26 protein-coding genes are annotated in these 25996 nt (G+C 39.4%); 5 read left to right on the top strand and 21 right to left on the bottom strand.

Annotated elements, in window-relative coordinates; all coding sequences use genetic code 11:
* Positions 1-71 precede the first annotated feature (71 nt).
* On the bottom strand, positions 72-1070 hold the full coding sequence (speB, locus tag Q8G36_RS16730) for an agmatinase (protein ID WP_305160930.1): 999 nt from the start codon (positions 1068-1070) through the stop codon (positions 72-74).
* A 320-nt stretch (positions 1071-1390) separates the two neighbouring features.
* On the opposite strand from speB, the gene Q8G36_RS16725 reads away from it, so the two are divergent.
* Entirely contained in the window at positions 1391-2794 is a 1404-nt protein-coding gene (locus Q8G36_RS16725) for a sigma-54 interaction domain-containing protein (RefSeq protein ID WP_305160931.1), read from the top strand.
* A gap of 504 nt (positions 2795-3298) precedes the next feature.
* Here the strand turns inward: Q8G36_RS16725 and Q8G36_RS16720 are convergent.
* The 4 genes from Q8G36_RS16720 to Q8G36_RS16705 all read right to left on the bottom strand — a co-directional run bounded on the left by Q8G36_RS16720 (position 3299) and on the right by Q8G36_RS16705 (position 5284).
* Positions 3299-3598, bottom strand: coding sequence for a substrate-binding domain-containing protein (locus tag Q8G36_RS16720; protein ID WP_305160932.1), 300 nt, complete (start codon positions 3596-3598; stop codon positions 3299-3301).
* Between the two features lie 590 nt (positions 3599-4188).
* Positions 4189-4509 carry an antibiotic biosynthesis monooxygenase gene (locus Q8G36_RS16715; RefSeq protein ID WP_305160933.1) on the bottom strand — a complete coding sequence of 107 codons (321 nt, stop codon included), beginning with the start codon at positions 4507-4509 and terminating at the stop codon, positions 4189-4191.
* A gap of 174 nt (positions 4510-4683) precedes the next feature.
* Entirely contained in the window at positions 4684-4812 is a 129-nt protein-coding gene (locus Q8G36_RS16710; RefSeq protein ID WP_305160934.1) for a hypothetical protein, read from the bottom strand.
* Positions 4813-5104: 292 nt separating this feature from the next.
* Positions 5105-5284: an IDEAL domain-containing protein gene (locus Q8G36_RS16705; protein ID WP_063235405.1), complete on the bottom strand. Its 180-nt coding sequence runs from the start codon at positions 5282-5284 to the stop codon at positions 5105-5107.
* A gap of 441 nt (positions 5285-5725) precedes the next feature.
* Between Q8G36_RS16705 and Q8G36_RS16700 the strand changes: the two genes are divergently transcribed.
* The gene (locus tag Q8G36_RS16700; protein WP_305160935.1) at positions 5726-7024 is read left to right on the top strand and encodes an MFS transporter; all 1299 of its coding nucleotides are present in this window, start codon (positions 5726-5728) and stop codon (positions 7022-7024) included.
* Positions 7025-7114: 90 nt separating this feature from the next.
* Here Q8G36_RS16700 and Q8G36_RS16695 read toward each other — a convergent pair whose 3' ends face one another.
* Positions 7115-7810: a YjjG family noncanonical pyrimidine nucleotidase gene (locus Q8G36_RS16695; protein WP_305160936.1), complete on the bottom strand. Its 696-nt coding sequence runs from the start codon at positions 7808-7810 to the stop codon at positions 7115-7117.
* A gap of 98 nt (positions 7811-7908) precedes the next feature.
* Between Q8G36_RS16695 and Q8G36_RS16690 the strand changes: the two genes are divergently transcribed.
* Together Q8G36_RS16690 and Q8G36_RS29315 are read left to right on the top strand one after the other, a co-directional pair.
* Complete coding sequence (locus Q8G36_RS16690) at positions 7909-8790, top strand: sigma-54 interaction domain-containing protein (RefSeq protein ID WP_370694065.1); 882 nt, start codon at positions 7909-7911, stop codon at positions 8788-8790.
* Entirely contained in the window at positions 8787-8909 is a 123-nt protein-coding gene (locus tag Q8G36_RS29315; protein ID WP_340874585.1) for a hypothetical protein, read from the top strand. The genes Q8G36_RS16690 and Q8G36_RS29315 overlap by 4 nt, the downstream gene beginning before the upstream one ends.
* Positions 8910-9143: 234 nt before the next feature.
* On the opposite strand, the gene Q8G36_RS16685 is transcribed toward Q8G36_RS29315, so the two are convergent.
* The 9 genes from Q8G36_RS16685 to Q8G36_RS16645 form a co-directional block, all read right to left on the bottom strand.
* Positions 9144-9866 carry an anti-sigma factor gene (locus Q8G36_RS16685; protein ID WP_305160937.1) on the bottom strand — a complete coding sequence of 241 codons (723 nt, stop codon included), beginning with the start codon at positions 9864-9866 and terminating at the stop codon, positions 9144-9146.
* Positions 9867-10421 carry an RNA polymerase sigma factor gene (locus Q8G36_RS16680; protein ID WP_305160938.1) on the bottom strand — a complete coding sequence of 185 codons (555 nt, stop codon included), beginning with the start codon at positions 10419-10421 and terminating at the stop codon, positions 9867-9869.
* 80 nt (positions 10422-10501) lie between these two features.
* The gene (locus tag Q8G36_RS16675) at positions 10502-10972 is read right to left on the bottom strand and encodes a COG4315 family predicted lipoprotein (RefSeq protein WP_305160939.1); all 471 of its coding nucleotides are present in this window, start codon (positions 10970-10972) and stop codon (positions 10502-10504) included.
* Positions 10973-10993: 21 nt separating this feature from the next.
* Positions 10994-11731: an extracellular solute-binding protein gene (locus Q8G36_RS16670; RefSeq protein WP_370694070.1), complete on the bottom strand. Its 738-nt coding sequence runs from the start codon at positions 11729-11731 to the stop codon at positions 10994-10996.
* A gap of 426 nt (positions 11732-12157) precedes the next feature.
* Positions 12158-13267: a GerAB/ArcD/ProY family transporter gene (locus Q8G36_RS16665; protein ID WP_305160941.1), complete on the bottom strand. Its 1110-nt coding sequence runs from the start codon at positions 13265-13267 to the stop codon at positions 12158-12160.
* 187 nt (positions 13268-13454) lie between these two features.
* The gene (locus Q8G36_RS16660; protein ID WP_305160942.1) at positions 13455-14555 is read right to left on the bottom strand and encodes a GerAB/ArcD/ProY family transporter; all 1101 of its coding nucleotides are present in this window, start codon (positions 14553-14555) and stop codon (positions 13455-13457) included.
* 57 nt (positions 14556-14612) lie between these two features.
* Positions 14613-14834 (bottom strand): hypothetical protein, encoded by a 222-nt coding sequence (locus Q8G36_RS16655; protein WP_305160943.1) that lies wholly within the window; start codon positions 14832-14834, stop codon positions 14613-14615.
* Positions 14831-16024 (bottom strand): Ger(x)C family spore germination protein, encoded by a 1194-nt coding sequence (locus Q8G36_RS16650; RefSeq protein ID WP_305160944.1) that lies wholly within the window; start codon positions 16022-16024, stop codon positions 14831-14833. Before Q8G36_RS16650 ends, Q8G36_RS16655 begins: the two co-directional genes overlap by 4 nt.
* Positions 16025-16077: 53 nt before the next feature.
* Positions 16078-17670: a spore germination protein gene (locus tag Q8G36_RS16645; RefSeq protein ID WP_370694066.1), complete on the bottom strand. Its 1593-nt coding sequence runs from the start codon at positions 17668-17670 to the stop codon at positions 16078-16080.
* Positions 17671-18044: 374 nt separating this feature from the next.
* On the opposite strand from Q8G36_RS16645, the gene Q8G36_RS16640 reads away from it, so the two are divergent.
* Complete coding sequence (locus Q8G36_RS16640; protein ID WP_305160946.1) at positions 18045-20111, top strand: Na+/H+ antiporter; 2067 nt, start codon at positions 18045-18047, stop codon at positions 20109-20111.
* A gap of 441 nt (positions 20112-20552) precedes the next feature.
* Here Q8G36_RS16640 and Q8G36_RS16635 read toward each other — a convergent pair whose 3' ends face one another.
* The 6 genes from Q8G36_RS16635 to Q8G36_RS16610 all read right to left on the bottom strand — a co-directional run bounded on the left by Q8G36_RS16635 (position 20553) and on the right by Q8G36_RS16610 (position 25810).
* Positions 20553-20969, bottom strand: coding sequence for a DUF3021 domain-containing protein (locus Q8G36_RS16635; protein ID WP_305160947.1), 417 nt, complete (start codon positions 20967-20969; stop codon positions 20553-20555).
* Entirely contained in the window at positions 20969-21424 is a 456-nt protein-coding gene (locus Q8G36_RS16630; RefSeq protein WP_305160948.1) for a LytTR family DNA-binding domain-containing protein, read from the bottom strand. Before Q8G36_RS16630 ends, Q8G36_RS16635 begins: the two co-directional genes overlap by 1 nt.
* Positions 21425-21616: 192 nt before the next feature.
* A complete protein-coding gene (locus Q8G36_RS16625; protein ID WP_305160949.1) occupies positions 21617-22105 on the bottom strand; it encodes a PaaI family thioesterase in 489 nt (162 codons plus the stop codon).
* A gap of 348 nt (positions 22106-22453) precedes the next feature.
* A complete protein-coding gene (locus Q8G36_RS16620; protein WP_305160950.1) occupies positions 22454-24244 on the bottom strand; it encodes a hypothetical protein in 1791 nt (596 codons plus the stop codon).
* A 37-nt stretch (positions 24245-24281) separates the two neighbouring features.
* A complete protein-coding gene (locus Q8G36_RS16615) occupies positions 24282-24605 on the bottom strand; it encodes a hypothetical protein (protein ID WP_305160951.1) in 324 nt (107 codons plus the stop codon).
* 20 nt (positions 24606-24625) lie between these two features.
* Positions 24626-25810, bottom strand: coding sequence for a glycosyltransferase family 4 protein (locus Q8G36_RS16610; protein WP_305160952.1), 1185 nt, complete (start codon positions 25808-25810; stop codon positions 24626-24628).
* Positions 25811-25996: the final 186 nt, after the last annotated feature.

Genomic DNA, 25996 nt, shown 5'->3' with positions numbered 1-25996 from the left:
TCTTATCGCTTTGTAAAGAGGGAAGAAAGGATTTCACCGATTCCTTCCTTCTTTACAGTTAAATGAGGAAACTAGTTGTTAAGCTGCGTTTCCAAATCTTCCACTCTCTCTTTTTTCTCCAGTTTCCCTTTTTTTGCGAGAGCGATGAGTGTGATGAATTCATAGACAATATTAGCGGCTGCGGCAGCCGTGATTTGTCCGTGATCGTATGATGGTAAAACCTCAACAAGATCGAATCCAACAAAATCTATATTCGTCAATCCTCTCACCAAGGCTAGAGCATCATCAATGCTGGCACCGGAAACTTCAGGGGTGCCCGTTCCTGGAGCATAGACCGGATCTAAAAAATCAATGTCAAAAGATAAAAACACCGGACCATTCGCAACACGCTCATGAATGACCCCTAGCATCTTTTCGACCCCGATACGTTTATAATCGTTTGTCGTATAAACACCCAAACCTAAATCCCGGGCATCCTGAAGATCTTCCGGTCCGTACAGACCACCTCTCATACCAATTTGCAGAGATCGCGATACATCGATGAGACCCTCTTCTATTGCACGGCGAAAAACGGTTCCGTGATTATACTTTTGATCAAAATAACTATCCCAAGTATCAGAGTGAGCATCGAATTGAAGCAGGGCAACTGGTCCATGTTTTTTTACGATCGCACGTAACTCCCCTAGCGTAATGGAATGATCGCCTCCCAATGAAATGGGAATGATTCCTTTTTCAATGACGGGAGTAAGCTCTTCTTCGATCTTTTTATATGTTTCAGAAATATACCCCGGAATGATCGGAATATCCCCATAATCAATTCCTGATATATAGTCAAAAATATTAATATCTTGTTCTGGATTATAAGGACGTAAAAGGATTGAGAAATCGCGAATGGCTTCTGGTCCGAATCTCGCACCCGTTCTAAATGATTGCCCGGAATCAAAAGGAATTCCCGTAATGACAAAATCCATATGTTCATCTACCCGTTCAATAAATGGGAGCCGCATAAACGTACGCACTCCACAAAAACGGGGTGATTTGAATGAGTCTTTCGGTTGATACTTCATCATGTAACATCCTCCTAAATTCTAATTCTGCTATTATTATTTTTCACTCCACTGTCATTCCAGATGTCATACAAACCTCCATCTTTTCTAATAGAATGGATATATATAACACCCTTGTTTAAAATTCTCTTCTTACCCTTTACACAAGCAAGATTCAGGCCAACTATTTCACTGCGGCATATAAGGCTTTTCGTTATTTTGTTTCATCAAATGATTAAAAACTTAATCGTTTTCCAGTTTTTTAATTAATTTTTTGATTATTTAGACTTTTTGATTTATATTTTAATTAAACAGCATCCCAAAAACCCAAAGGAGCGGAACTTATGTATGACGATATGCTGGAGGAAGAACTAAATAAGATTATTGAAACATCGAATAATAACATTCTCATTACCGATCAAGATGGAATCATTTTATATTCTAACCCAAAGCTTTGGGAGATTTATGGTATGGAAAGTGACTCTTATATCGGTACCTCCGTCTATCAACTAGAAAGCGAGGGCCTTCTCACACCTTCCATCAATGCGATTGTTTTAAAAGAAAAGAAAGCGAAGCGCATAATGCAAGAAACGAAAACGGGTCATATTGTCATGTCGACTGGCTATCCCATTTTTAATAAGGAAGGACATCTCGTTAGGGTAATCAGCTATGGTCAGGATCAAACCGAGATCCTGCAATTGCAGGATCAATTTGAACAATTACAACGAAAAGTAAAAGGCTATCAAACGGAAGTCGAGGATTTAAGAGAAAAGGAACTGGATTACCATTATATGATTGCTAGAAGTAATGAAACGAAGCATATTTTAAAAACGATCCATAATGTTGCAAAAACCGATGCCACGATTCTCTTATTAGGACCTTCCGGGGTAGGGAAAAGCACTTTTGCCCGTGCTGTTCATGACCAAAGCAACCGAAAGAAAGAACCTTTCATCGAAGTGAATTGCAGCACGATACCTGATAGTTTGTTTGAATCAGAAATATTCGGCTATGAGCCGGGATCATTTACAGGGGCAAATAAACAAGGGAGGCAAGGCCTGATTGAGCAGGCTGACAGCGGAACTCTTTTCTTAGATGAAATCGGGGAACTCCCACTTGCCATGCAAGCTAAATTACTGAAAGTATTACAGGAAAAAAAGATAAAGCGCATCGGTGGAAAAAAAGAAAACCATATTAACTTCCGCCTGGTTACAGCAACTAATCAAGATTTGAAGGAGATGGTAAGTCAAGGTAAGTTTAGATTGGACTTATTTTATCGTTTGAATGTGATTCCCATCCAAATTCCGGCATTACATGAACGTAAAGAAGATATCCCTCTCTTAATTCAGCATTACTTACAGAAAACCAGTGATAAATACCAGAAATTCAAAAAAATCCATCCATCGACTTATGAAGTTTTGACCCATTATCATTGGCCCGGAAATATACGGGAATTAGAAAACTTAATTGAACGTTTAATCCTGACCATCGAAGAATCAATTATCTTTCCCGAACACCTTCCGCAATCCATCACAGGGCAAATAGAACAGCCTGAAGACTCCACCTTCTTGGCTATCGAACAGGAATGTGAAGAGAATTTCGATTTAAAGAAGACACTGGAAAAGGTTGAAAGGCAACTGATTGCAAAAGCATGGAAAAAATGTAAAACCACATATGAAATGGCAGAACATTTGGGCATCAGCCAGCCAACAGTCATCTATAAATTAAAGAAATACAAAAAGTATTTGTAAATTCATCCGGACTAGAACCCCCTGTAAACCATGAATGTCCTTAGCCTTTAGTCATAGATGCTATTTAAGCTAAGGGCGCTTTTTGTAAACTTATATGCCGGCAATTCGAAGTGAAACCTATTATGAATATCGATAATAAGGCCAATTAAAAAGCCCTGAACATTCAATCAAAAAAAATCCAATATCACCTTTCCATATTATTAATGTTACAGCTTACATTAATTCAGCCGAATGATCGTCACCTGTTAGCGACCAGTCACAGGAACGGTAAACAGTGTTGGCTCCATTCACTGTGAATGACCCTGAATTTTGGTTACTCGGAGGCGGAACGTTGGTACCTAAAACAGCTCCCATCCCTATTAGAAGCAAACATGAAATTAGAAAAATCCCTGGTATGTTTGCCCCCCAAAAAATGTGGTTTTTTCACATCTTAGTCGACATGCAAAAAGGCTCCCATAAAAGGAAGCCATTCATTTACTAACATAGCAATCTTGCCAAACATTTTTATGCATTCAAGCTTTTTTCCAATTTGGAACCGCAAGATTCGCGGATGATCAACTCATCTTCCAGAACGAATTTTTTCTTTTCAATGGTTCCGCCTTTCATTAAGGTCAGCAATAAGTTCGTTGCCTTTTTCCCTATTTCGTACTTAGGCTGGTCAATGGTCGTTATATGAGGATTAAAAATCGATGCAATTTTCAAATTATCAAAACCTGCGACAGCAATATCCCCGGGAACGCTCAAGCCAAGATCCTGGATCGCCTTTACAGATCCCAGCGCCATTTCATCATTAAAAACAAACACTGCTTCAGGGCTATCAGGTTATATTGGGAGATACGGAGAACGACATTAAGCGGGAAAAGGAATACATCAAATATATTTAGTTAAAAGCATTTCCAAGGAGAATAGCTCTTCGTCGTAATTGAAATCCCAGCTAAGATCGATCTGGGTTCTCTTTAAATTAACCACTACTTTATAGATATCGTTAATGGTATTTTGGTATATTAATATTTCTAAACTCAATTGACTTTTAACATAGGAATTCCAGCTATTCTTAGAACAACAGCCCAATTATTTCATATATATAAACTTTTTAGACGACCTTCCTGCTCCCCATTACTTCACATTTCCATAAATGTCTCCATTTTAAAGAAAATAAAAGATATTTTACTATATCAACAGAATAGGAATTACATACCCTATCCCGACATCAACAAAAAGAGGCACCCTTAATGGGAGCCTGAATTTTAGTGAAGGTAAGCTATTGTATGTGAACGGTAACCATTCCGCATCCTTATGCGCCTCGATAGTTGAGAAATGGGATATTTCACCCAGTAACTCAAGAAATATCTAATCCATTGTACGGAAATTAAAACAGGCTAGCTTATAGTCTGTTATTTCACTGCCTTTTTAATAGCTTCCACTTCATATAATGATCCTTCCGAACTGACGATATATTCAGGCTTTGGTTTCCCAAGGTTTGCTTTATGGCCTGCGATATGGGCTTCACTCTTTTCCCACTGCTTCCAATGCGCCTCCGACTCCCAATTGATCATAACGATGACCTCTTCATCCCCGCGTCGCACTTTTTTCACCATAACACTTAAATCGATGAACCCTTCCTGCTTTTCTATGATCCCTTCTCCACTGAACCGTTTTACTACTTGTTCTGCATTACCTTCTTTAACCACCGTTTTTCTCATTTGAACGAACAATAGGAACAACTCCAATCGATATACTTATAATGAATCATCTTAGTCGATAACGATTCTCATTGTCAATTATTGAGGTTCTGGCTTAGGGACACTGTCTTAAAACTCTAAATCCAAAACAAAATAAAAAATGGATCAGGAAGTTATGCAGATCTTCCTGATCCAATTTTTTGTCATTCACTTTTTATCTTTAAGACTTTTGGGAACATAGTCATTCAGTTTGTTAAATAAAGAAGTAATGTAGGAGCTGAGTTCGAATCGATCCTCCTGAACAAATTCAACTAATGACACTCCATTCTTTTTCATATCTATTCCCCCTTTTAGTTTTTATCCCGATGCATAAACTTTTCAGCCACTAATACCTGTGAATCCCGCCATTAGCTTACTTACATATCTTCTCTCCATCGTTTTCTTTATTTGATTATACAAGAAAGCGCTTACAATGTAAAATATTATAATTCTATAGATTGCTATTTACTTAGAATGTTCCAGATAAATAAAGTTTCGTCTTCATGATATTTATATTATCAAGCTGTGCTGGCTTTTAGGTGTACTTTCTATATCATAACTACTTGTCTTGTTCACCGTGTATAAAATTTCAGGAAATGCCCTTCAATATTTCAGTTAAACGTAGGAACTCTTCCTTATCCCGATTCTTTAATGAGTCATCGATTTCTTTTTCGATTTGTGCTTTCCGGTAATCACTAAGGGCCTTTTTTAAAACCATTTCAGCCATCTCTTCAGGTTCAAGCGATGTTCCTGGCAATTGCTTCTCCATACGAAACCAACTCCTTAACCTTTTTTCTATTATACTAAATAACTTGGAGATTATTATTATTTATTAAAACTTATCCTTTCCTCTTTTTCATTTCCTTATCCACATGATTTCCACTTTGCCACTCTTCTATACATGAAAAATAGCTAAAACTTTTCCATTTCATTTCGCTTAAGTCATTTTATCCGAGATGGTCGAATCGTTTATTTCCATTACTTTAGAATTAATTATATTCCAATACAGGTGATGAGAGCTAAGTTATTCGCTTCATTTTTTTCAGAAAAGTCAGAAATATATTGACCGATATGGATAATCCCCTCTAAAATAATCTAAATAATCCAGTTATTTACTTATATTCCTTCACCATCATTTTTGTTCATTTCGGCTTTATTTATTTTTGAAAACAATTTTGATGAAAAACTATGCATTAAAGGAGCATTTCCCATGAAAAAAAGTCGAGTTCTTTTCGCTAGTTTAGCTGGTTCCGTTATTGAGTGGTATGATTTTTATTTATACGGTACAGCAACAGGCCTAGTTTTTACAACTCTATTCTTTCCCAATCATGATCCTGCGATTTCACTTCTTCTCGCCTTTGTCACTTTCGGGGCTGGTTACGCAGCCCGTCCAATCGGAAGCATCCTATTCGGTCATATGGGTGATCGCATCGGACGGAAGGCAGCACTCATGTTCACCCTTATTGGTATGGGAGGGAGTTCAATGCTTATCGGTGTTCTGCCCACTTATGCCCAGGTTGGGTTGGCCGCCCCCGCCATCTTGGTGGTGCTGAGGTTGATTCAAGGAATTTCCTTGGGAGGTGAATGGGGCGGAGCCATCCTATTGGCAACGGAATCTGCTCCAAAGGGTGTCCGTGGGTTATATGGATCCATTCCCCAACTAGGGGTCCCCATCGGTTTGGTAGCCGGTTCGTTCAGCCTAACCCTTATCAGTTCCTTGACAACCGATGCCCAATTTTTATCTTGGGGTTGGCGGATTCCATTCCTTTTAAGCGGTGTACTGATCGGATTGGCAATCTGGGTAAGGAGTGGCATTGAAGAAACGCCGGAATTCCAACAGCAGAAAGATAGCGGTGATCTTGCGAAAGTTCCCATTATTGAAACGTTGAAACACGATTGGAGAAGTGTGCTGCAAGTGATCGGACTAAAAATTGGGGACGGGTTCTTCAATGTATTCATCATGTCCTATGTTCTCGTCTTTACTACACTGTATTTTGGTTATTCCCAAGAGTCAGCCCTTACCGGGTTAACGATCGGCTGTGCTACAATGCTAATTACCATTCCTGTCATTGGTTACATTTCTGATTTTATCGATCGAAAAATCATCTATTTTGGGGGCCTGATTCTCCTTTTCGTCTTGGCCATCCCATATTTCACAATGATTGGGCGTGGGGTCGGCTGGTTCTACTTTATGCAGGCAGTTGTACTCGGCGTCATCTGGGGAGCCATTTTTTCTACACAAGGGACATTATTCTCGGAGCTCTTTCCTGCCAAGGTCCGTTATACTGGATTATCCGTGGGTTATCAGGTCGCGGCAGCCATTGCAGGTTTCGGTCCGCTCATCTGGACAACCATGGCTGAATCATATGGCCCATCCCCTTTGGTATTTGGCGGATTCATGATGGCAGGTCTCGCAATTTCCCTGGCGCTTTGTATATTATCACCGCATTTCAGCAGAAGGATCGAAAAGGATCAAACGCTTAAACCACATGAGCTGGATTTGAACTGATTCTAAAATCCCTGGCATAAGAAAAAACAGAGGCTGCGCGTCCTATCACTTGGACAATCGGCCTCTGTTTTTTAGAACGCATATACCTCTCTAAACTTCCTTACTTCCTACAATCTCCAAAAGATCAGTCAGCGTCCGGATTTCATAGGTGGGCTTGATTCCCAGATTATTATCCTTTTGATGGGGATTGTACCAGCATGTATCCATTCCATAATTCAAGCCGCCCTGTATATCTGATGTCAAGGAGTCACCCACTATCAACGCTTTCGATTTATCTGTAATTTTCAACTTGGAAAATGCATAATCAAAAATCTCTCTATCAGGCTTCTGAAACCCAGCCTCTTGTGAAACTATCAAAGTTTCAAAAGTATTACAAAGGGGTGAACCGCCGATTCTTGCTGTCTGCACTTTCGTGAAGCCATTTGTTATAATGGCCAGCCGGCATCCTCCAAGCTTCCCGCAAACCTCTAAAGCCCCCGGCACAAGATGTATTTCCTTTCCCAAATGTTCTAAGTAAGCACGGCTGAAAGCATCCGCATCGATATCAAGCCCATGCTTCAGGAACAATCGCTTGAACCTTTCCACCCCCAGATTTGTTAAATCAATAAGCCCCTGTTCCAAATCTCTCCATAAAACCTCACTGATTTCTTGATAGCATCCCGCATAATCCTCCGCCCCTCTAGGCAAACCGAACTCTAAAAAAGCTTCATGCAGTGCCTTTTTTTCCGATATTCCAAAGTCTAGCAATGTATCATCAACATCAAATAAGATAATCTCGTATTTCATCGCTGCCTCCATAATCATAATGAACATCATCTGTATTACTACTATACCAAAACATAGAAAAGCCGAATACTACATCCACAGAAACACAAACGTATACAATGTTAAAAGCAAATGAAGCAAGTAGTGAGTCAAAAGTGACTCATGACGAAGATGAAACGGGGAGATTCATTACTAACAGCGGTAAAATCAACCGCATCCTCACTTTTTGTGAAAAGGTGGCGCCGACTGATTCCACGATTTTGATCCAGGGGGAATCTGGAACGGGAAAAGGAGTGCTCGCCCATTTCATCCACCGGATCAGTACGCGGAAAAGCAAACCTTTCCTGACGATCAACTGTGCAGCCATTCCAGAAGAGCTGCTCGAATCTGAACTATTCGGCTATACAAAGGGTGCTTTTACCGGTGCAAACAAAACTGGAAAACGCGGTTTGATAGAATCTGCAGACGGAGGCACTATATTTCTTGATGAAATTGGGGAAATACCGCTAGCTCTGCAGGCAAAGCTTCTCCAAGTAATCCAGGACAAACAATTCATACCCGTTGGCAGCAATGAAACGAAAAAAGTCGACATCCGCATCGTCGCTGCCACAAACCAGAACTTAATAGAAATGGTCAACGATAAAAGATTCCGTGAAGATTTATTTTACCGTTTAAATGTGATTGATATTCAATTGCCTCCATTACGAGAACGTAAAGAAGATATCATTCCCCTTACGTACAATTTTTTAAATAAGTTCAATGAAAGATATCATGAAAATAAAGTCATTTCGGAAGAATGCTTGAACCTATTAATTCATTATTCATGGCCAGGCAATGTACGCCAGCTCGAAAACTTGATTGAAAGGTTGGTCTTAATAAGTGACTCCGTTATCCTAATGTCCGACTTGCCTGAAATGATAACCGAGAACGTTGAACAGGTAACACAGATTGATCTCCCGACTACTCTCGATAAGCACTTGATGAAACGAAACGGATATTGATCAGGAAATCATACCAAACATACAAATCATCAAGGAAAGTCGCGAAGGACCTTTCTATCAGCCAAACGAAAGCCTCGGCATTGATCCGGGAGTACTGTGAGGACTTAATGAATAAATAGTCACCATGAAAATGACAATTTTTGTCTGACCTTAAACAAGTACATTTGCCCCCAACCGAATCATGCTGGTTATCCGTTGCTAGTGATCGATAGTGAATGGTAAACACTTAAATTCCAATTCATATGAGCTTCCATTGTAAATCACGACTTCTTCTTGTTTAATTCACTTAGCTATTAAATTCAGGTACGAACAGAAAATAAGAGACTCCCCCTTTGCGGGCAAGTCTCTTATTTTTATGAAGATCCTACTATTTTTTCGCCTCTCGGCTTTGTACTATTTGAATCTGGTTCTCTTGTGATTCCAATTTGATTGAATTTATCATTAATGGACAGTTTGTATGTCAATGATCCCGTGCCGGCTTCATCAGGCTTGAAAGTTCCTGCATTTGTCCGTTTTCCATCTTTCAGCAACCACACTTGATACACCTCGGACTCTTGAAGGCTAGGCAAATTCTGAATCTGAACGATTAACCTTCTTTCTTCACCTTGCTGCAAAATGTATGCAGCCCCGTCCGTATTCATATTTACAGCCGTCTTATCGGCAGGCTGCAGAGATAGAGCCGTCTTAACCTCCATTGGCAGATTGATAGCTGCAAGTTCTTTTTTCAGTTGAATATTGGAATATAACAGCACAGACGCCAAAACCAGAGCGGCCAGCAAGAGACCTGAAGTTACTGGTGTAAACTGCTTAAAGAAAAAACTACTCCAATTCCTTTCCCTTCTCACCGGAACTTCATCATCCGTCTCAAAGACAAAATTCATAACCTCTGATTTCAGGGAAGAAGAAGGTTCCATTTCTTCGAAATCCCATTTCAATGAATTCCAGGCTTCCGTCATTTGTTCATACTCCCTAGTGCATTCAGAGCATTGAATTAAGTGTTCCGCGAATGCTTTTTTTTCTTTTTCTCCCAGTTCACCCGATAAAAATGAAAGCAGGTTAGCGCACTCTGTATTCATTTACAAACCACCTACTTCCAAATACTTTTTCAACAATTTAAGCGACTGATGAAGTCTGCTCTTGATGGTACCAATCGGTTCATTTTCAATTTTAGCAATTTCCGTTAACGAGTACCCTTTCCAATACAGTAAATCAATCAGTCTTTTTTGCGGCTTGCTTAACTTACTTTTTGCATTGGCAATTTCACTGTGTAATAGCCCATTTTCTATATCATTATTAGGATCTTCTATGTCAATTGGATGACTCATGTCCATGTGTTTGTTATTCCGGATATGAACGCTGTCTTTACGGACATAATCTACACACACATTTCGTGTAACGGTCAAAAGCCAGCTTACAAAGTGCCCCTTTTCGGAATTGTAACTGCTTTTTGTGGTCCAGAGCTTTAAAAAGACCAACTGCACAATCTCTTTAGTTTTTTCAGCATTTCCATTTGTGAACTTAAAAATAAAACCATAGATTAATTTAATATGCCGATCATAAAGTTCTTCCAGAGCAGGACGATGCTTTTTCACTACTAATGCCATCAATTCCTTATCAAGTTTTTCTTTCAATCGCACCTGCAACTCCTCACCAGTAAATTTGGATAAAACGTGTAACAGGAACGACCATCAGTGATCGTTCCCTTTTTTTCTCATTTTGGAAAAATTGTCTTGTTATTTACAATATACCAAACATTTTTTACACCTTCGCCATTGACATCTCCCGCTGCCTTATCATTCACAAAATGGTAGAGTGGAAATCCTTTGTACGTTACCTGCTCTTCCCCTGTATCTTCCCTTTTAATGGTTCCAAAGTCTTTTTCCTCAAATCCTTTAGGGACAGCAAAATCCCTTTCCATGAACGGCGGCCATTTTTTCAGACAATCACCCATGCAATTGCTTTTTCCTGATTTATCATTCTTGAAAAAGTAAAGTGTCATTCCCTTGGAATCAGCCAGGTATTCGCCTGTTATTTCACTTTCCAATAATTTTAGGGTTACTGCTTTTTCATCGGCAGTACCACTAACCACTTGATCATTTTGGGGTGAATCATTAGCTTCATTTCCACATGCTGCCAAAACTAGGATCATCATAAAAACTGAAAATACCATCCGCTTTTTCATATACTCTCACTCCTCGTCAATTTACTTCCATCCCCATTTTTGAAATACTTGATGGGATTCTTCCGTTTTAAGATAATCAATGAACTGTTTTGCCTTTTTCTTGTTTTCACTCTTACTTGTTATACTTACCGGGGTTCCTCTATAGAGCTTATCTTCCTCAGGGAGCTGAACCAGGTCCGTCACATCCGCCAGACGGTAATGCCAGGATTCATATGTAATCCAGGCGTCTAATTTAGAATTCGCCTTCCATAGATCGATAGCTTCTGCACTGGATTTCACTGAAATGTCAATATTCCTGCGAATTCCAGGAATCAATCCTTTTCTTCCAGCCAAATCTTCCCATAGCCCCAGTTGCCCGGCTCCATTAACATCTACAATCTTTACGCCCTTCTTCGTTAAATCCTCCAATGACTGTATATTCTTTGGGTTTCCTTTTCTAACCAGAATTCCAGCTGACCGTGCATACAATTCTGTACGTTTTTTTTCATCAAGGACCTCCGGATGATCATGCATAAATTCTGTTAGCATATACTCGGACCCTCCGTAAATGATATCCGCATCCTTTTTCGCTTGATCAATCCATTTTGCTTCGGGTCCCGCTGTTACTTCAACTTTTATTCCCGTTTCTTTGGTAAATTGTTCCGCCACTTCCTTGATAGGTCCAAAAGGCCCACCTGGTCCATATACTTTTACGACATCATTGACAGCTTGCCCCCGTTTCGAGCCCATTTCCGGTGAAAATCCTAACAAGACTGCCATCAATGATATCCACCCAACAAAAATGACCTTTTTCAAGTCTTTCTTCTCTCCCTTCTAAAAAGCCTTTGTACTATAGATAACGGGACAAACTTCAAAACGGTTTGAAAAAAATTGTTAATTATTTTTAACCTGATGCAAAATACATCTGATGATCTTAAGCTTCTCTCTTTTTTTCTCAACAAAAAAAACCATTCGAAAACGGAATGGTTTCAGACTGTAGATAAACTCGATAATAATTGAATTTTTCTACAGTTTATTGAGGTGTGTTTAAATTGAACATTGCGTTCACTTCAGGCACTCGCTTTCCGCTGGAGTCTCGTACCTTCCGTTCCAATCAACTTTGTTTTAACATTAAGGCAGAACTCCTTTTGCCTACTTTCATGCCCATACTCTTTTCAAGTCTCTTAAACCACGTGACAGAAAAGGCTAACTTGAATTGCTTCCCTCTCTCTTTCTCTTTCTATTTCTTTTAATAACGGCTATCACCAATAATAAAAGCGGAATAATCGTTTGCATCAAAACTCCATAAAAAGGAAAGGCGATGATATCAAATCGATTGACATCCATAGAGCTAGGATACGACCAAAAGCTGAATTCTACAATCAAAATCCCTATCGGCCATACAACAGGACGATAGTCGGAGAGGTTCAGCCACTGCGCGGTACCTAAAGCAGCCGCATAATAAAACACAGAAATTTTGACAAACGCACCTACTATCCATACGGCCATGATGGCGGACTCCAAATGTTCAAAAAAGTCGGCCAAACTGATGTACCGAGATACATTCATCAGGGGATAATTCTTTGTGGCGGTTGTTGACCCGAGTACAAAAAGAACCAGAAGATTCACCACAACTAACGTCATCATCACGGCAAACACAGACATCATCCCGGATTTCATCCCTTTTTTCATATCGGTTAAAAAAGGGAGGAGAAAAATTATCAGAAAAAACTCGCTGAACCATCCACCCGGTACAATCGAACCCTTGATTGGTGGCATAATTCCATTCCCCAATATCGGGAATATATTCTTAAATTCAAGATCAGGGACCAGTAAGAAAATTAAAAGGAGGATTGGAAAGATAAAAACAGGAACAAACAATTGGGCAGCTCTCCCCAACACCTCTATCCCTCCGCGTACGATAATGGCACAGAGAAGTACCATCGATGCCATGATCACGCTAATCGGGGTTTTGACCAGAAAAGAGTCGACAATAAATTCTCCGTAACTTCTTAGGATTTGCCCTGTGATCGGGATATAAAAAAACAAGAATAAAAAACCGAGAATTTTCCCTGGAATCCGACCAATGATCTGTTCACTGAATTGGATAACCGTTTGTTTCGGATAAAGTTTGTGCAGTTTATAAGCGATATACACCGTCGCAAACCCGATGAGAGACGCCAAAATGGGGGACAGCCATAAATCAGTTTTGGCATATTTGGCTGTGATGCTTGGAACACCGAGAATGGCCGTTGCCACAATCGTCGGATACATCATGAATGCCATCTGTAGAGATGAAATTTTACCTTTCTCCATATGCTTCCTCCTTTCTGTGATAGTATGTAAATTTGAAATTACGCAACCCTCTGATAGATTTACTTTTTCATAAACTCTTCAAACGGCTAAAAAGAGTTTCAATCCATTCAGTTGGTCCTGCCATCTGCGCGAGTACAAACATAGATAGCACCTTATCGATAGGATATTTAGCATAAAAAATGCCCAGTCAGCTGGTTTCGGTTCCTTTACGATTTCTTTTCCTTACAACAGCAATCACCAACAATAACAGAGGGATAATCGTTTGCATCAAAATACTTTGTAAAGGGAAGACGTTGATATCATTACGACTGACATCCACAGAGCTAGGCAACGACCACAAACTGAATATGACAATCAAAATCCCTATCGGCCATACAACAGGACGATAGTCAGAGAGATTCAGCCACTGTGCTGTACCTAAAGCAGATGCATAATAAAAAACGGAAATTTTCACAAACGCCCCCACTATCCATACCGCCATGGCGGCGGATTCTACATGTTCAAAAAAGTCGGCCAAACTGATGTATCGAGATGCATTCATCAAGGGGTAAAGCTTTGTGGATGTTGCTGACCCAAGTACAAAAAGAACCGTAAGATTCACCACAATTAACGTCATCATCACGGCAAACACAGACTTCATACCGGACTTCATCCCTTTTTCCATATCCGCCAAAAAAGGAAGAAGGAAAATGATCAGGAAAAACTCGCTGAACCATCCCCCCGGTACAATCGCACCCTTGATTGGGGGCATTATACCATCCGCCAATACCGGGAATATATTCTTGAATTCAAGATCAGGAATCAGCAAGAGGATTAAGATAAAGATTGGAAAAATGAAAACAGGTACAAATAATTCAGCAGCTCGCCCCAACACTTCTATTCCCCCGCGTACGATGAACGCACACAGAAGAACCATCGATGCCATGATCACACTAATCGGGGTACGTACCAGAAAAGAGCCGACAATAAATTCTGCGTAGCCCCTAAGGATTAGCCCCGTGTTCTGGATATAAAAAAACAAGAGTAAAAAACCGAAAATTTTCCCCGGAATCCGACCAATGATCTTTTCAGTGAATTGGATCACCGTTTGTTTTGGATAAAGTTGGTGCAGTTTATAAGCGATATACACCGTCAGATACCCTATGAGCGCAGCAAAAATGGGGGACAGCCATAAATCGGTTTTGGCATATTTCGCTGTGATGCCGGGAACCCCGATAATAGCCGTTGCCACAATCGTCGGATACATCATGAATGCCATCTGTAATGATGAAATTTTCCCTTTCTCCATCTGCTTCCTCCTTTCTTTAATAGGATGAATTTAATCCCGTAACACCCACTAATGGACTCACTTTTCCATAAACTCTCCAAATGGCCTGAAAAAAGCTTCGATCCATTGAGTGGGCCCTGACATCTGCGGGAGATTGAACATGGACAGAACCAGGCCAGTGAGGAGCAGTGTAAGAAATGCCATTTTATCTTTTTTAGGGTTTTGTTTCATTTTCGGCCATTCAAACAAAATGATTAGAGCTACGATCAGGGTTGTACATAAAAAAGCCCCCCATCTCACTTGTCCTTCACCTCTTTCTCAGACAAACCCGCCGGTCTGTTTATATAGCCCTGTCTTCGAATATGGGCCGCAACATCGACTTCCACTTCCATTTCCGCGAATATCTCATCCCAGTGGTCATCGACCTTATTAAACTGTTTAGGATATTTCCGATAGAAATCTTTACCTAACCCTAAAATGTCCGCTTTCTTATCCTGAGTATTCAGAAAAGCCATTTCGATGCGTTTTTCTATATCTTTTTGATAGGCTCGTTCTGCAGCTTTTAGAGACTTAGGATTTGAAAGGTTTAAATTCGTTCCATTTTGTATTACAGATCCATCTGTATTCACCCTCACCAATAATTTCCATTTCCCATTGATAATTTGCGGAATGATCTTGACTTTGGCTGATACTGGACTTAAAGATATCTTCCCTTTCACCCCTTTGGGTTTTATGGTCACGGTGTATGATTCCACTTCATCCCTTAACCACAATAGCCCTCTTGTTTCTTTTTCCGTCATCATCCCAGTCATTTTATCTTTTTTGAACACGGCTGTCCCGACAATGTAAGGAATTCCCTGTAATTTCGTTTGCCCTTTCGCTGGTGGTAAGATTTTAACGAATGGAAGTGCGGCCGCTTGAGGTATACCCGTTAACATTTCATCTAAATCCTGCATTGTGACCAGCATCCCAATATGTAAATCAGATAGTTCTCTAAGCACTTCCCCTGAATAGTTTTCCAGTGGTGGCAAAGATTCAAGGATAGGCTTTGCTTTCCCTTTGCTGACATACATATTTGCTTTCTCTCTTGGCTGCGGATGGCGCAGCAAAAAATCCAGCTGCTCTTGAATTCCTTCCTTCGCTAACTTTTCACCGAATACAAATATTTTACAATGTCCCCAAAATACTTTTCGCGGAAGCTTGCTTTGAAGCTTGGACAATGCATCTGAAATATTGGAGCCTTTTTCATATCTCACCAATGTCGTAACAGGACCCCCTCCTTGACTGCTCCCTCCTCCTTGTCCGCCGCCTCCACTACTTATTGAACTTGGAATAAAAACTTGGACGGATAGTTCGATGTGATCATTATCCTTCTTATCGATGGCGGCTGCTGTGACAATCGCCAAATCAGTGATTTCCACTCGATCCCAACAACCGCTTAGAAAAGGGGTTGTTCCACAAATACCGAGCAAAAGAAGGACGCTTTTCATGAAAAGACGCCTCTTTACTTTCTCCAATATCTTTGTTCGCCTCCAACCATTATTCACTCCGTTTCACTTCCCCTTTTTGGATTTGGCCCCTGCCCCGGGGGTTGACGGTATACATTAGAATCCCCTGTGAGGCGCGGGCGTGTAGTCATCCTCCACCAAGGAGCTCTCCACAGCACATCTTTTAGCTCTTGGCCTTTTAACGGTGCCAGTGGCGTTAAGTAGGGAACACCGAAGGAACGCAAGCTGCATAAGTGAATGACTATGGCAATGATCCCCATCATGATACCAAGCAGTCCTAATGTACCGGCAAGCAGCATCATTGGAAAACGCAGCATCCGGAAAGCAATTCCGGCAATATAACGAGGCATCATAAAAGAAGCGATTCCCGTAATCGCAACCACAATGACCATTGGCGCTGAAACCAACCCCGCTTGTACGGAAGCTTGACCAATCACTAGTGCTCCAACAATGCTGACAGCAGAACCTACCTGCTTCGGCAATCGAACCCCTGCCTCTCTTAGTGCTTCAAAGGTAATTTCCATAGCCAATGCCTCTACTATTGCAGGAAAAGGGACCGATTCCCGGGATGCCGCGCTGCTTAGCAGGAGTGCGGTTGGGACCGCCTCATGATGGAACGTCAAAATAGCAACATATAGGGACGGAAGCAAAAGAGATAATCCCATAAAAATATAACGTAACCAACGGATAAAAGTGCCTGCCATAAAACGTTGAGCATAATCCTCTTGTGATTGAATCAAAGAAAAGAAGGATATTGGTGCAATTAAAGTAAAAGGGGTTCCTTCTACAAGAATGACAGCCCGTCCCTCCAGCAAGCTAGAACAGGCTACATCCGGCCGTTCTGTCGACATGATTTGAGGGAAAGGTGAATACGGATTGTCCTCAATCATTTCCTCGATGTACTCGCTTTCTAAAATACCGTCTATTTTAATTCGTTCCAACCGAGTTGTAATCTCTTCAATCAGTGTTTTATCCACAATTCCATCAATATAAGCAATCGAAACATTCGTCCTGGTATAAGTTCCGATCTTCATCGATTTTATTTTAAGTGCAGGACTTTTAATAATACGTCGCAATTGGGATGTATTTACCTCTAGAGATTCAATAAATCCCTCTCGTGACCCCCTAACTCCCCCCTCTGCCACAGGTTCTTCAATCGCCCGCTTTTCCCATTTGGACAATCCTAAAGAAAAGCCATCGCTTTCCCCTTCATATAGAAGGATCGGGTTTCCAGAGGAAATCGATTCAATGCAATCCGCCAACATATTCACTTTCACCACTTTAGGAACGGGCATTTTATGTTCAATGAACTCATTTAATGGTTGTGGTTCTTTTGATGACTCTTGCATGAGTGGAGATAGCACATATTGCTCTATCGCCTCGATGTCTGAGAGTCCCGCAATGTAAATAAGCATGGCTCTCGTCTTTCCGAAAAGTAAGAACGAACGGAACATGACATCCGAGCAATTATCATAAACAGAACGAAGTGTTTCTACATTTTGACTGAAATTCGCATCAAGTGCATCTGTAGGCTTAGAATCTTGGTAATTATTTTGTACACTGGGTTTTTTTTCTTTCGTTTTCCTTAACAATCTACCCACATTACGAATCAAGCTGGTTACCCCCATTTTTTTGCAGGTCGCTCTTACTCCATTTTTCTATGTTTCTTCATTAAGGGTATTTTATACAGAAAATCCTGAGCTCAGCCTGAACTAATTTTCATTTCACAAAATTGAAAAGCTATGTTATAAGATGATTTTGAATAAACCGTAAACTCTTGTGATATCCTGTTTGTAATTAATAACTAAGGGGTATATCAAAAACCGAGGCTATTATAGGACCGAAAATGCTGTTTTGGCTAAGTATTGTTTTTTAACAAGATACGCAGAGCATAAAATGGAGGTTATTTTTTCAAGGGTGGATATTCGCTTTAAAATACCTCTGTTTTTTTATAAGTTTCATGGGCAATCAGAATAAAACATTAGAAGATAAGGGAGATTCTATGTCATTCTTAATCACATTGCTCGGATTATTGGTGTCCACAATAATTGCTACCATATTAAATGCCATATGGCCTCGTATTCCACTTCCGATATATCAGATATCCATGGGAGCAGTACTTTCATTATTACCATTTCACTTATCGTTTGATTTTCATTCAGAATTATTTATGATCTGTGTCATTGCTCCGCTGCTCTTTACAGAAGGAAAAAATACGTCCCGTAAAGAAATGCTTGAATTGCGTAAGCCTATTCTGTTATTGGCCTTTGGGTTAGTATTTGTGACCGTTTTTGCAGGAGGTTTTTTCATTCACTGGTTAATACCTGATATGCCGATGGCTGTTGCTTTTGCTTTAGCAGCTACAATTACCCCTACGGATGCCGTAGCGGTACAATCGATTACAAAAGGATTGAAATTGCCAGGAAATATGATGCCCATCCTTGAAGGTGAATCACTTTTCAATGATGCTGCTGGAATCGTTGCATTTAAAGTGGCCCTGGCTGCTGCCTTAACTGGAACATTTTCTATAAAAGATGCTTCGCTTAATTTTATATTTGTAGCTATAGGCGGTATCTTTATAGGTATCCTATTGGGCTATTTAATCGTTAAATTACGATTATTTTTACGGGTTCATGGACTTGAAGAAATCTCCATGTCTATTGTTATTGAACTAATTACGCCTTTTGCCATATATATGGTAGCTGAAGAATTCCATGTATCCGGAATCTTGGCAGTGGTTGCTGCAGGTGTAATTCATGGCATCGAGCGGGATCGACTTCAGAGTTCCACAACTAAATTGCAAATTGTATCAACCAATACTTGGTCTGTATTAGGTTTTGTTTTGAATGGACTTGTATTTGCTTTGTTAGGATTTATGTTGCCGAGTGTTTATCAAGAAATTGAGTCCAACTTAAATAGGGGTAATCTATTTGGGATAAGTGTTTTGATTGTTCTTTTATTATTGGTGATCCGTTTTATTTGGGTCTACCTTCTGCATGATACTTTTACGAAAAACAGAGTGAATCCATTAGAGCAATTCATTATATCGAGGGTTCATCCAGAAGATAGCAAAGACACCGATGAGGAGAATGTTTCAAGATCACGATTTGCATTTTTGACATCCGTTTGCGGCATTCATGGAACCATTACATTAGCTACCGCTTTATCCATACCGTATTTTATGCCGGATGACACTTTATTCCCGATGCGTAATACAGTCTTGTTTATCGCAGCTTGCGTTATATTGTTAAGCGTCATATTGGCTACGGTTCTCTTGCCATTACTGGTCAAGACACCGATTGAATTCAAAGATGAACGCCTAACCACTGAGGAGGCTTATAAAATTGTTTTAAATAAAACGATCAATCAGCTGAACAAAGAAGCAACCATGGATAATCAGAAAGCTGTCCATCAAGTAATGGAAGATATAAATGAACAACTGATAGATTTGGAACGGGGAATAACGAATAGACCGGATAATCGGACAATACTCGATTTAGTGGAGCTAGGGGCCAATAAGGAATTGGAGGTCGTTTCCGGATTAGTCGAAAAAGAGACTATATCTGAAACAGCCTTTGACCTTTATAAAGTGTATATTTCAAGAACCTTAAATTATATGCAAAAATCTTCGCTGAAAAGGGCTTGGATCAATTTGCAGGCCATTCTTTTCAAGAAAAAGATCAATGTCAAATGGGATAAGAAATGGGAAGCCAAATTAGAGGAATCCATCGTTAAAAATGCGGACCTGATCCGGGAGTTCCGTAAAGCACAAAAGGAAGCTTCAAAGAAAGCCATTTCATTGATCAAACAACAAACTACACCTGAAAACCGTCATGAAGTCATGCTTGTCATTCAAAGATATAATCGTTATTTGAATCCATTCGGAACATTAAGTGAAAAAGAAGCAAATCGCTTTGAAGAGATGGTGAGTCATATACAGTTGAATGCGGTGCAAATCGAACGTGATATCATTCAGCAAATGGTTGAAGATGAGCAAATATCCATGCAAACGGCAACTGAGCTTAGACAAAACTTAATCTATGATGAAATGCTGATGATACAAAATTGATAAATTATAAAGAGACACCCGTACAACAGGGAGCCGTGTCTCTTTATTTAAATCCAAAGAGGGTCAAGCAAATGGAGCAATACCTCAGGAAAAATGAAATGAAAAGACCTGCTATAGATCGAGCATTTATAAGGGCTTTCATGGGAAATCTAGAAGATTTTAATTTGAGTTGGTAGGATCTTCATGGCCCATTATTCTTTTTGGGGTTCCTGTTTGGTCACAAGGGTAAGTTAAATCACCGTCTTGCAGCTTTATCTTCAAAGAGAGCTTCCCCTTTTTACTGTAAAAGCAGTAGTTGTTACCATTGAACCTACCTCAGTTGATACAAGTATCATGAAGCCGGCGGAGTATATGAAAATGTCTTTCCTGTCGGTTTATTTTTTTCTTGCTGTTCAGCTCCCACACCGCTCTAACTGATCAATCCCTTGTGTCAATCCACTCTCAACTCCTTCTTTTATCAAGTCCATCATTCAATATTTTCATTTGGAAACGGAAGTAGACATAGAATACGGTCCAAATGATCAAATAGAATGGTATGAAAATCCCAATTCCTATAGCTAATCCTTTTAAGCTGAATGGAATCCAACCAACAAAGAAAGATAATAGGAAGTAAAGAATACTGACAGTAAGGAAGTGCAGAATGGTTTGAGATAACAAACTCCATTTTTCATTTTCAAAGAAGATTGTTGCCGTGCTGAAGAACCAGCCACATAATATGCAGCCTATCGCGTTTTTTACAAATATTCCACTGTCTAATGCAGTGACTTCCCCAAAAGCGATCACTCCAAAACACGTCAGAACCATCACGAGTGCCCCAAAGCAAATCCCAACAAAGCTACGGAATAATATTGTTTTCATCATAATCCCTTCCTTTTCCATTGAAATGCTTTCTTGATCCCTTGAACATAGTGCCGAGAAACATATTCTTTTTCCCCTGATCGGAAATACACACATAAGGTTCCGTTGAAAGATGCCTCGAATCTGCTTAACTCATCTAAGTTGGCAATCACTGACTTGGACAATCGCACGAATTGATTACCAGGAAGGTCCCTTTCCAGTTCATATAATCTTTCTTTCATTTCGAAAGTCCCCTGTTTCGTCCGCACCATTATGGAATCTTGCTCTGTAAACAAACAGATAATTTCTTCTGTCCGGAAGACATGCTGCATTTCTTCCTTCCTGCCAACAAAATACGGTCTTTTCCTCTCTTTCAAACGCTCCATCAGTTCCTGCACTTCCTCATTCCATTCATGATTGCGGATAAGCACCTCTATCGCCTTGATCTCCTCATCTATCTCTACGTTTATTTTCATCTCTGCGACCTCCCTTTGCTTATAATGTAAGTATATTAATATCTTGATATTTCGCTTGTGATTTCCAGCTACATGCAACTTTATAGCGATAACATGCTTGAAATGGATACTCAGATACACTAAATAACCGTCCAAATAATTGGACGGCCCTTTGATATAAAAAATCCACTTTTGCGTTTACATTAATTAAGATCACTCTTTGCTTGTAAAAGTACTTGGCATCACCACAGCGATTACCTCTCCACTGGCGCAAAGTTTATCGATGGCAAATACCTCTGTTTCGATTCTCCATTTCTTAGGATGAATTTCATGAATCGTCCCAACGGCTATTAATGGCACATCATTTGGGGTTGGCTTTACGAACTCCACTTTCAGTGACGCAGTCACGAACCTGGGAGGCTCCACGCCATCTCCAACTTCATGACCATTTTTACGGTGTAAAGCCAATGCAGCGGAACCTGTTCCATGACAATCGATTAAAGATGCAATCAAGCCGCCATAAACAAATCCTGGAATTGCGATATGCTCTGGACGTGGTGTATAAATTGTCCTTGTTTGCCCGCCTTGCCAACCCGTTCGAAAATGATGACCATCTTTGTTTAAGCGACCACATCCATAACACCATGCAAATGCATCTGGATAATCATCTTGAATCGCTTTTAGCACATTCTCCTCCTCCATCATCTCTCCTCCTTTTTCAGAATATTATAACACCACTGAAGGATAATCGGTCTATTTGGATAATTGCTGAAAGGTTAGTTTTTTTGTAATTCCTTGATTCTTTGTTAAGCTTACGTCCAAGTTTTAATTTTCATAGAATAGGAAACTGACGTAGCTTTATACATACGGTGGAAATCGACAACAGACATAAAAAGTTTGTAAGAATCCCTGTCCTTTACTCGATATAAATGACAAAGGCCCCTGTAAGCGAGCAGCATTCAGGAGCTTTCCTTTGACTAATATATAGTTAAGAAGTGTCTTCCATTGCATTGTCTACTATTTTGTTACAGGAAAGCCTTTACCTTCTTTTTAAAAGTTAAGCCTTTTTCTTAAATCCCAATACTTGAATGTCATTTTACCCATTTTCGACTTCGAAAGTGAATCATATTTACGACCAAGTGCTAGGTTTTGTTTTTCTAGCTTAGTAATTTGTTTAAGTTGAACTGTGTTCAGTTTTTTTAATTGCTTTACTTCTTTAGCTAATTCTCTATTTTTCCCTTTCATATCATATTTTTCTTTATCAACAATTGCCCGTTCTTTCATTGAAATTTCCACATCTTTTGGTTTTAATTTAGGATTGCCATAGGTTTCAAATCCTATAGTTTTTAAATACGGCATGTTATTTTGGAAATTCCGTTCAAAATTCCCATAACTTTTATGGATGTTGAGAAATGTATAACATCCAGCTTTTTCTGCTGAAGTGATATGACCATACCCAGACAGTTTAAACAGTTTTTCGACTCGTTTTATTTCTTCAGGTATGTTTTTGACAATATAAGTGAAAACTTCGTCAACATTAAACTCTGCAGGCAATTTTTTCACTTTTTTTGATGGTGCATGCTTATTCAGTTCATCAAAGTCATCCTCATCAATATAAAACACATTTGTGCTTTGATCTACATAATCTGTAATACGCTTACTCCATAATAGTCCTTGCAGTTTTTTTATTGCTTCCGAAAATAAAAACTGCCTGCTAACTTGATACATCCGTTTTGCCGCAAACTCATATATATCCTTGTTACATAGTGCTAATTTGACAGCGTCACGGAAATCCTTCTCTGTAACAGCATATAACGGGTAATCTTCGCCAAAAAGCTTTATATGCATTTGGGTTGGATTCATTATTACAGCCTTCCTTAAAATCCCATACTCCAATAGCTTTGTAGACAGTTCCAGACTGCTGTCCATTTCCTCACTTCTCCAGGTTATCCCAATATCACTGTTCACGATTAATTGTTGCGCATTCTCCCTTGTCAATGCCCCGTACCATGTAAGCCCATCTGTATTTTTAAGGAGGTATGCCGCTTCTTCCTTAAACTGAGAATCATCTTTAACCCATTTGAATTTATCCCCCGCTACATCAAGTGATAGATTCGGAATCTCGCGTTTTAATTCTTTAAAAGCAGTAATGATGGGAATGGTCTTCCAATCCGGGTCGAATTTCCCTGTATATACAAGTTTGTTTTTTAACCGGGTCTGCCCTTCCGCTGATTCAACGTTCGGTATCATCGGGGTAAGCAGGGAAACTTTGTTTTTTTCTTTATTCAAATTAAGTATCTCAATGACAAATTCGCACATCTCTTCTGTTTGACATAAGAAATACGCACACCGATCATATATATTTTTGATGCTCTCAAATTTTTCTTCATTAACATCCTGACCTATGTGAGTCAATCCTGTAGCATAAACTAATGTATTCTTTATGATATGCTTATGCTTTGCTATTTTTTCAACAGTCTCAATGCTTCTAACAAATAGCCAATCATATCCCTTTTGACTCCAATAATGAGAAATGAGCATTTCAGCTATATCAAAATCAATGACACCTTTTTTTACCCATTCATCATCGGTGGCACTAAAAAAAGGATCAACAAAAGGATTGAGAATCGTTATATTATCAAATTTCTCAAGAGGCTGAATTAAGATATCACGTTTGACCGGGCTAGCTAAAAGTAAGTCAACTTCGATGTTGGAATCTAACGCAATGGTCGATGCTAAGGAAGATAAAAATACTGCAGATCCATCCATTGAATTCATGTCGATAAAGCCAAATAGAAGTACCTTCATTTTTCTGTTTTCAACTATTTCATGTGAGTTCAAAGTTATCACTCCAATGACTGAAATCTGATATGAATTTTTATTTTTTCATTTGTTCTTTAATAGATGATTTAAGCGCAAGATATTTTAACGTGAACTTCCCTGCATATGTAACGTTGAATTTATGTTCTAATAACTTAAGTCTCCGTATTTCTTTGTTAAGCATAATATTTTCTTTTTGGGCCATCTTACTTTTTTCTAATTCTTCTCGCAGCCTATTATTTTCTTTTGTAACGTTCTCAATTATTTTTTGTTTTTCAGTGCCATTGCCCTCTATGAGCTCCAATGTCATGGACATCATGTCTTTCATTTGTAATTCAAGTTCCTCATACATAGTTTTCCAATATTCGTTTCGTTCGTCCATATTGAAAAAACTCCCTTCATTTAACCTTGGATAATCTCCAATTCTCTTTTAATAACAACATCTACCGCGCATTTTTCTCGAATCGACTGAGAAGCTTGTTTTGACACTCTTAAAAATACGTCCGAGTTGTAATATAAGCGCTCTATCGCATCGGCAATTTCGATAGGAGACTCAGGTTTTGTTAGAAGGCCAGAAACATCGTGTTTAACGAATTCCGGGATTGCCGTAATATCTGTTGAAATCGGCACTAGCCCACTCGACATTGCCTCACACATAGAAACCCCTTGAGAATCCAAACGGGTCGGGCAAAGGAAAATTCCATACTCCTTATGTAATGCAGCGATTTGCTCCTGGGATAGGAAACCTTTATGAATCGTTACATTCTCGAAATCCCGGATTGGCTCAACGGTTTGATCGAACAATTTTCCATCACCATAAAATGCAAATTCCAACTTATCGAAGTATGGTCTCTTCGATAGTTCCAGCACTGCTTTCACCGATAAATCATTGGCGTATTTTCGTGAAGCGTATGGCCTGATTGAAAGGACTTTTGTCCGCATTTCAACTGGCTTTTCATTAAATGTAAACAGAGTGTCATCTATTACATTAGGAATGATTACTGAATTTTTCGATTCTGCTCTTGCGTCACATTCCGCTATATGTTCTTTGAACCATTTGGAAATATGAACAAAGGTTGTATCCAATTCATTCGTTTGATAAAACCAATTCATGAAAGAAAGCTGTGCTACATAATAGTCGTCCGACATTTCAAGTATCTTCCGCAAGCTTTCAGGGCTTTCCAGAAAATTAAACCATCTTCTATGCCATGCCTCCGTTTCAAATCCATGAATCCAGGTAATAATCGGTAAATCTGTGTTCGTTTCTTTTATCGCTTGTACCATTTTTGGATTAACAAAATGAATGAGCGCTTTTTTATGTACTTTATGATTTAAGAAAATGCGCAGATGCTGTTCAGTTCCTCGATAAACAGGCACATCTTCATACGTATACTTTTCTGCTTTTTTGTAGGCAGGATGCAAAACAAAGACATCAACCTTCAACCCCTTATCCAGATAAGCCTTGACTCTTCGGTGGATAAACCCATTCCGATATAACTGATCTTCATGTGGATAAGCATTCGTAATGATTACATATCTATCTTTTTCACTAAATGTAAGCTCATATAGATTTATAGATTCCTCCATTTGTGTTCACTCCTACTATTCAGTCATCTTCAATCAGCCTGCTACTTATCTGTAAATGAAGGATTTTCAGAAGACCCTTTTCCCATCACTTTTAAAACCGTCAATCGATTATAACAAACATGTATTACTGAATATTGACATCAATATGAGGATTCTGTAAATATAAGTAAAGTTTTCATGAACATT

Origin of the sequence: Peribacillus frigoritolerans (genome assembly GCF_030676415.1) — a bacterium.
In the GTDB taxonomy this organism is placed as follows: Bacteria; Bacillota; Bacilli; order Bacillales; family DSM-1321; genus Peribacillus; species Peribacillus frigoritolerans_A.
Note: the sequence above shows the minus strand (reverse complement) of the source record. Positions and strands in the feature narration are given on the sequence as shown.

Excerpts from the sequence above, each read along its gene's own strand:
- Q8G36_RS16670 (WP_370694070.1), bottom strand. The coding sequence starts at position 11,731 with ATGGCAGTCTTGTTAGGATTTTCACCGGAAATGGGCTCGAAACGGGGG.
- Q8G36_RS16710 (WP_305160934.1), bottom strand. The coding sequence starts at position 4,812 with ATGAAAAAGAATGGAGTGTCATTAGTTGAATTTGTTCAGGAGGATCGA.
- Q8G36_RS16660 (WP_305160942.1), bottom strand. The coding sequence starts at position 14,555 with ATGGAGAAAGGGAAAATTTCATCATTACAGATGGCATTCATGATGTAT.
- Q8G36_RS16625 (WP_305160949.1), bottom strand. The coding sequence starts at position 22,105 with ATGGAGGAGGAGAATGTGCTAAAAGCGATTCAAGATGATTATCCAGAT.
- Q8G36_RS16630 (WP_305160948.1), bottom strand. The coding sequence starts at position 21,424 with ATGAAAATAAACGTAGAGATAGATGAGGAGATCAAGGCGATAGAGGTG.
- Q8G36_RS16650 (WP_305160944.1), bottom strand. The coding sequence starts at position 16,024 with ATGAAAAGCGTCCTTCTTTTGCTCGGTATTTGTGGAACAACCCCTTTT.
- speB (WP_305160930.1), bottom strand. The coding sequence starts at position 1,070 with ATGATGAAGTATCAACCGAAAGACTCATTCAAATCACCCCGTTTTTGT.
- Q8G36_RS16645 (WP_370694066.1), bottom strand. The coding sequence starts at position 17,670 with ATGGGGGTAACCAGCTTGATTCGTAATGTGGGTAGATTGTTAAGGAAA.
- Q8G36_RS16695 (WP_305160936.1), bottom strand. The coding sequence starts at position 7,810 with ATGAAATACGAGATTATCTTATTTGATGTTGATGATACATTGCTAGAC.
- Q8G36_RS16705 (WP_063235405.1), bottom strand. The coding sequence starts at position 5,284 with ATGGAGAAGCAATTGCCAGGAACATCGCTTGAACCTGAAGAGATGGCT.
- Q8G36_RS16690 (WP_370694065.1), top strand. The coding sequence starts at position 7,909 with ATGTTAAAAGCAAATGAAGCAAGTAGTGAGTCAAAAGTGACTCATGAC.
- Q8G36_RS16610 (WP_305160952.1), bottom strand. The coding sequence starts at position 25,810 with ATGGAGGAATCTATAAATCTATATGAGCTTACATTTAGTGAAAAAGAT.
- Q8G36_RS16700 (WP_305160935.1), top strand. The coding sequence starts at position 5,726 with ATGAAAAAAAGTCGAGTTCTTTTCGCTAGTTTAGCTGGTTCCGTTATT.
- Q8G36_RS16640 (WP_305160946.1), top strand. The coding sequence starts at position 18,045 with ATGTCATTCTTAATCACATTGCTCGGATTATTGGTGTCCACAATAATT.
- Q8G36_RS16615 (WP_305160951.1), bottom strand. The coding sequence starts at position 24,605 with ATGGACGAACGAAACGAATATTGGAAAACTATGTATGAGGAACTTGAA.
- Q8G36_RS16685 (WP_305160937.1), bottom strand. The coding sequence starts at position 9,866 with ATGAATACAGAGTGCGCTAACCTGCTTTCATTTTTATCGGGTGAACTG.
- Q8G36_RS16665 (WP_305160941.1), bottom strand. The coding sequence starts at position 13,267 with ATGGAGAAAGGTAAAATTTCATCTCTACAGATGGCATTCATGATGTAT.
- Q8G36_RS16675 (WP_305160939.1), bottom strand. The coding sequence starts at position 10,972 with ATGAAAAAGCGGATGGTATTTTCAGTTTTTATGATGATCCTAGTTTTG.
- Q8G36_RS16725 (WP_305160931.1), top strand. The coding sequence starts at position 1,391 with ATGTATGACGATATGCTGGAGGAAGAACTAAATAAGATTATTGAAACA.
- Q8G36_RS16635 (WP_305160947.1), bottom strand. The coding sequence starts at position 20,969 with ATGAAAACAATATTATTCCGTAGCTTTGTTGGGATTTGCTTTGGGGCA.